This is a genomic window from Streptomyces thermovulgaris, assembly GCF_002155915.1.
GTDB classification, from domain to species: Bacteria; Actinomycetota; Actinomycetes; order Streptomycetales; family Streptomycetaceae; genus Streptomyces; species Streptomyces thermovulgaris.
In genome coordinates, this window is the sequence record NZ_MUME01000446.1 from 1 (window position 1) to 6,310 (window position 6,310).

The 6,310-nt window shown below is 69.4% G+C and carries 2 protein-coding genes; both read left to right on the forward strand.

Annotation, left to right across the window (positions count from 1 at the left end):
- The first annotated feature begins 67 nt into the window (after positions 1-67).
- Positions 68-739, forward strand: a complete 672-nt coding sequence (locus CCN35_RS26110; RefSeq protein WP_086794561.1) for an HAD family hydrolase — start codon at positions 68-70, stop codon at positions 737-739.
- 601 nt (positions 740-1,340) lie between these two features.
- Positions 1,341-6,269 (forward strand): NAD-glutamate dehydrogenase, encoded by a 4,929-nt coding sequence (locus CCN35_RS26115; protein WP_067399569.1) that lies wholly within the window; start codon positions 1,341-1,343, stop codon positions 6,267-6,269.
- Positions 6,270-6,310 lie beyond the last annotated feature (41 nt).

Sequence of the window (6,310 nt, forward strand, 5' to 3'; positions counted from 1 at the left end):
GCCTCCCCCGGCTCGTCCCCGACCCCGCGGTCTGCTGATTGTCGGTGACGGCGAGTAGGTTTTCGGCATGGGGAAAGCGACAGGGGCGCACATCGTCTGGGACTGGAACGGCACGCTCTTCCACGACAACACCGCGGTCGTCGGAGCGACGAACGCGGCGTTCGCCGAACTCGGCCTGGAGCCGATCACTCTGGAGCAGTACCGCGCGCTGTACTGCGTACCGATCCCCAAGTTCTACGAGCGTCTGCTGGGGCGGCTGCCCACCGAGTCCGAGTGGGAGGTGATGGACGAGGTCTTCCACCGGTACTACGCCGAGCACCGCACCCGCTGCACGCTGACCGAGGGGGCGGTGGAGCTGCTCACCGGCTGGAGATCGGCCGGCCACAGCCAGTCGCTTCTGAGCATGTACGGGCACGAGGACCTCGTCCCGCTGGTGCGGGGCTTCGGGATCGAGTCGCACTTCCTGCGCGTGGACGGGCGGAGGGGGCCGTCCGGCGGCAGCAAGGCCGAGCACATGGCGCGGCATCTGAGCCTGCTCGCCGGGAGGGTGGACCCGGAGCGCACGGTGGTCATCGGGGACGCCGCGGACGACGCGGTGGCCGCGCGGTACACCGGGGCACGGGCGGTGCTCTACACCGGCGGCTCGCACAGCCGGGAGAGCCTGGAGAAGGTCGGTGTGCCGGTGGTGGACACCCTCCACGAGGCGGTCGACGAGGCCCGTCGTCTCGTCAGGGGGTGAGAACGGACGCGGCGAAAGGGCGGGGAAACAAAGGGAAAAGCGGGGGAGGAGGCGAGGAGAAGGGAGAGGGAAGAGAAAAGAGAGAAAGCAGGAATAGGGAGAAAACGAAGTCATAGGCCGCCGAAGCAGACAAGCGACCATACATTGCTTTCGTCTTCACCGCTCCTGTGCAGAACGTCAAACTTCCGCCCCCGGTTTTGTACACATACGGCTCATGACGGGCACCCTGTGAAGAGGGATAGCCTTGGTGGCGTGATCAGCGCGATGGCTCGCGGGGGCACCGTCGCCTCCGCTGTGTGTCCGGTGAGCACGGACCGTCTCCGTGCCCAGGTGGCGACCGCTGATCCCCGCGGGCGGGAAACGGGCACGACGGCCCCTCAGGACGCCAGGCCGATTCCAGGCATCCACACGACCGGCACGGTGGAGAGCGGCGTCACATCCCCCGGGCGCGTCGAAAGTGACGGATGTCCCCCCGCTCATCCCACCCCGAGGCATAGCGTCGGAGTGGGCCGGACACCCCGGTCCGAGGCGTCACGCCGAAAGGGCGGAGCCGTACTTCCTTCTACGTCACGCAACGGCGCGCGACAGGAGCCAGAGGATCATGCAGACCAAGCTGGACGAAGCCAAGGCCGAGCTGCTCGAAAGGGCCGCTCGGGTAGCTGAGAACAGTCCGACCGGGGGACACCTTCCGGTCGGGCGCACGGGCGAGGGGGCCCCGGACCGGGACTCCGTCCTCGCCTTCCTCCAGCGTTTCTACCTGCACACCGCCCCCGAGGACCTGATGGACCGCGACCCGGTCGACGTCTTCGGAGCCGCCCACTCCCACTACCGTCTGGCCGAGAACCGCCCGCAGGGCACGGCCAACGTCCGGGTCCACACCCCGACCGTCGAGGAGAACGGCTGGACCTGCAGCCACTCCGTCGTCGAGGTCGTCACCGACGACATGCCCTTCCTCGTGGACTCCGTGACGAACGAGCTGACCCGGCAGGGGCGGGGCATCCACATCGTCATCCACCCGCAGTTCGTGGTGCGCCGCGACGTCACCGGCAAGCTCATCGAGGTGCTGCCCGACGCCTCGCCCGGCGAGCCGCTGCCGCAGGACGCGCTCGTCGAGTCCTGGATCCACGTCGAGATCGACCGCGAGACCGACCGCGACGACCTCAAGCGCATCACCACCGAGCTGCTGCGCGTGCTCTCCGACGTCCGCGAGGCCGTCGAGGACTGGGGGAAGATGCGCGAGGCGGCGATCCGGCTCGCCGAGGGACTGTCCGAGGAGTCCCTGCCCGACGACCTGCGCCCGCAGGAGATCGAGGAGGCCCGTGAGCTGCTGCGCTGGCTGGCCGACGACCACTTCACCTTCCTCGGCTACCGCGAGTACCAGCTGCGCGACGACGACTCCCTGGCTCCCCTGCCCGGCACCGGTCTGGGCATCCTGCGCGCGGACTCGCCGCACACCGGCGACGACGGCCGCCCGGTCAGCCCCTCCTTCGAGCGGCTGCCCCCCGACGTCCGTGCCAAGGCACGCGAGCACAAGCTGCTGGTGCTGACCAAGGCCAACAGCCGGGCCACCGTCCACCGGCCCTCCTACCTGGACTACATCGGCGTCAAGAAGTTCGACGACAAGGGCGAGGTCGTCGGCGAGCGCCGTTTCCTCGGCCTGTTCTCGTCCGCCGCCTACACCGAGTCGGTGCGCCGCATCCCGGTCATCCGGCGCAAGGTCGACGAGGTGCTCGAGCGCTCCGGCCTCTCGCCCAACAGCCACGACGGGCGCGATCTGCTGCAGATCCTCGAGACCTACCCGCGCGACGAGCTCTTCCAGATCCCGGTCGGTGAACTGCAGTCGATCACCACCTCGGTGCTCCACCTGCAGGAGCGCCGCCGGCTGCGTCTGTACCTGCGCAAGGACGAGTACGGCCGCTACTACTCGGCCCTCGTCTACCTGCCGCGCGACCGGTACACCACCGCCGTGCGCCTGCGGATCATCGACATCCTCAAGGAGGAGCTGGGCGGCACCAGCGTCGACTTCACCGCCTGGAACACCGAGTCGGTCCTCTCCCGGCTGCACTTCGTCGTCCGCGTCCCGCGGGGCACCCAGCTGCCGCAGCTGTCCGACAGCGACAGGGAGCGCATCGAGGCCCGCCTGGCCGAGGCCGCCCGCTCCTGGGAGGACGCCTTCTCCGAGGCGCTGGTCGTCGAACTGGGCGAGGAGCGCGCCGCGGAGCTGCTGCGCCACTACGCGGGCGCCTTCCCCGAGGGCTACAAGGCCGACCACACCCCGCGCGCCGCGGTCGCCGACCTGGTCAACCTCGATCAGCTGGACGAGGACCGGACCTTCGTCCTCAGCCTGTACGAGCCGGTGGGCGCCGCTCCCGACGAGCGCCGCTTCAAGATGTACCAGAAGGGCGGCCTGGTCTCCCTGTCCGCCGTGCTGCCGGTGCTGAGCCGGCTCGGCGTCGAGGTCATCGACGAGCGGCCGTACGAGCTGCGCTGCGCGGACCGCACCACGGCGTGGATCTACGACTTCGGTCTGCGCATGCCCCGGGAGGTCAGCGGCGAGTTCCTGGGCGACGACACCCGTGAGCGCTTCCAGGACGCCTTCGCCGCCGTGTGGACGGGCAAGGCGGAGAACGACGGGTTCAACGCCCTGGTGCTGTCCGCGGGGCTGACCTGGCGGCAGGCGATGATGCTGCGGGCGTACGCCAAGTACCTGCGCCAGGCGGGCTCGACCTTCAGCCAGGACTACATGGAGGACACCCTCCGCCACAACGTCCACACCACCCGGCTGCTGGTCTCCCTGTTCGAGGCGCGGATGTCGCCGGACCGCCAGAGCGCCGGCAGCGAGCTGGTGGACGCGCTGCTCGAGGAGATCGACGCGGCCCTGGACCAGGTCGCCTCCCTCGACCAGGACCGGATCCTGCGGTCCTACCTCACCCTCATCAAGGCGACCCTGCGCACCAACTTCTTCCAGAAGGACAAGGACGGGCGCCCCCACGACTACGTGTGCATGAAGTTCGACCCGCAGGCCATCCCGGACCTGCCGGCGCCGCGTCCGGCGTACGAGATCTGGGTGTACTCGCCGCGGGTGGAGGGCGTGCACCTGCGCTACGGCAAGGTCGCCCGAGGGGGTCTGCGCTGGTCCGACCGGCGCGAGGACTTCCGCACCGAGATCCTCGGCCTGGTCAAGGCGCAGATGGTGAAGAACACCGTCATCGTGCCGGTCGGCGCCAAGGGCGGCTTCGTCGCCAAGCAGCTGCCCGATCCGAACGTGGACCGGGACGCGTGGATGGCGGAGGGCATCGCCAGCTACAAGACCTTCATCTCGGCGCTGCTCGACATCACCGACAACATGGTGGCCGGCGAGGTCGTGCCCCCCAAGGACGTCGTGCGGCACGACGGCGACGACACCTACCTGGTGGTCGCGGCGGACAAGGGAACGGCGCGGTTCTCGGACATCGCCAACGAGGTCGCCCAGTCGTACGACTTCTGGCTCGGCGACGCCTTCGCCTCCGGCGGCTCGGCCGGCTACGACCACAAGGGCATGGGCATCACCGCCCGCGGCGCCTGGGAGTCGGTCAAGCGGCACTTCAGGGAGCTGGGTGTGGACACCCAGACCCAGGACTTCACGGTCGTCGGCATCGGCGACATGTCCGGTGACGTGTTCGGCAACGGAATGCTCCAGAGCGAGCACATCCGGCTGGTCGCCGCCTTCGACCACCGGCACATCTTCGTCGACCCCAACCCGGACGCGGCCGTCTCCTACGCCGAGCGCCGCCGCCTGTTCGAGCTGCCCCGCTCCAGCTGGGCCGACTACAACACCGAGCTGCTCTCGGCCGGCGGCGGGGTCTTCCCCCGCACGGCCAAGTCGATCCCGGTCAACGCGCACATGCGCGAGGCCCTGGGCATCGAGGACGGCGTCACCAAGATGACCCCGGCCGAGCTGATGCAGGCGATCCTCAAGGCCCCGGTGGACCTGCTGTGGAACGGCGGCATCGGCACCTACGTCAAGGCGTCCACCGAGTCCCACGCCGACGTCGGCGACAAGAGCAACGACGCCATCCGGGTCGACGGACGCGACCTGCGGGTCCGGGTCGTCGGCGAGGGCGGCAACCTGGGCTTCACCCAGCTGGGCCGGATCGAGTTCGCGATGCACGGCGGCCGGATCAACACCGACGCCATCGACAACAGCGCGGGCGTCGACTGCTCCGACCACGAGGTCAACATCAAGATCCTGCTCAACGGCCTGGTCGCGGACGGCGACATGACCGTCAAGCAGCGCAACAAGCTGCTGGCCGAGATGACCGACGAGGTCGCCTCCCTGGTGCTGCGCAACAACTACGCGCAGAACACGGCGATCGCCAATGCGCTGGCCCAGTCCAAGGACATGATCCACGCCCAGCAGCGCTTCATGAAGCACCTGGTGCGCGAGGGCCACCTGGACCGGGCGCTGGAGTTCCTGCCCACCGACCGCCAGATCCGCGAACGGCTCAGCGCCGGGCGCGGCCTGACCGGTCCGGAGACGGCCGTCCTGCTGGCGTACACCAAGATCACGGTCGCCGAGGAGCTGCTGCGCACCTCGCTGCCGGACGACCCGTATCTGCGCAGTCTGCTGCACGCCTACTTCCCGACCCCGCTGCGTGAACGGTTCGCCGACCGGATCGACAACCACCCGCTGCGCCGTGAGATCACCACGACCGTCCTGGTCAACGACACGGTCAACACGGGCGGTACGACCTATCTGCACCGTCTGCGGGAGGAGACCGGGGCGTCGCTGGAGGAGATCGTCCGGGCGCAGACGGTGGCCCGTGCGATCTTCCGGTCGGCGCAGGTGTGGGACGCGGTCGAGGCGCTGGACAACAAGGTCCCGGCCGACGTCCAGACCCGCATCCGGCTGCACTCGCGCCGCCTGGTCGAGCGCGGCACCCGCTGGCTGCTGAACAACCGGCCGCAGCCGCTGGAGCTCGGCGAGACCGTCGAGTTCTTCTCCGACCGGGTCGGGCAGGTCTGGGCGGCGCTGCCCAAGCTGCTCAAGGGCGCGGACCTGGAGTGGTACCAGCAGGTCTACGACGAGCTGTCCGGCGCCGGTGTGCCGGACGAGCTGGCCACGCGGGTCGCGGGATTCTCCTCCGTCTTCCCGGCGCTCGACATCGTCTCGGTGGCCGACCGCATGGGCAAGGACGCGATGGACGTCGCCGAGGTGTACTACGACCTCGCCGACCGCCTGGACATCACCCGGCTGATGGACCGCGTCATCGAGCTGCCGCGCACCGACCGGTGGCAGTCCATGGCCCGTGCGGCGATCCGCGAGGACCTGTACGCGACGCACGCGGCCCTGACCGCGGACGTCCTGGCCGTGGGCAACGGCTCCTCCACACCGGAGCAGCGGTTCAAGGTGTGGGAGCAGAAGAACGCGGCGATCCTCGCCCGGGCGCGGGCCACGCTCGAGGAGATCCACACGTCGGAGACGTTCGACCTCGCCAACCTGTCGGTGGCGATGCGGACGATGCGGACCCTGCTGCGCACGCACTCGTGACGCGCCTCTGACCGAAGCACCGAGGGCGCCCCGGACCGGCC

Excerpts from the sequence above, each read along its gene's own strand:
- CCN35_RS26110 (WP_086794561.1), top strand. The coding sequence starts at position 68 with ATGGGGAAAGCGACAGGGGCGCACATCGTCTGGGACTGGAACGGCACG.
- CCN35_RS26115 (WP_067399569.1), top strand. The coding sequence starts at position 1,341 with ATGCAGACCAAGCTGGACGAAGCCAAGGCCGAGCTGCTCGAAAGGGCC.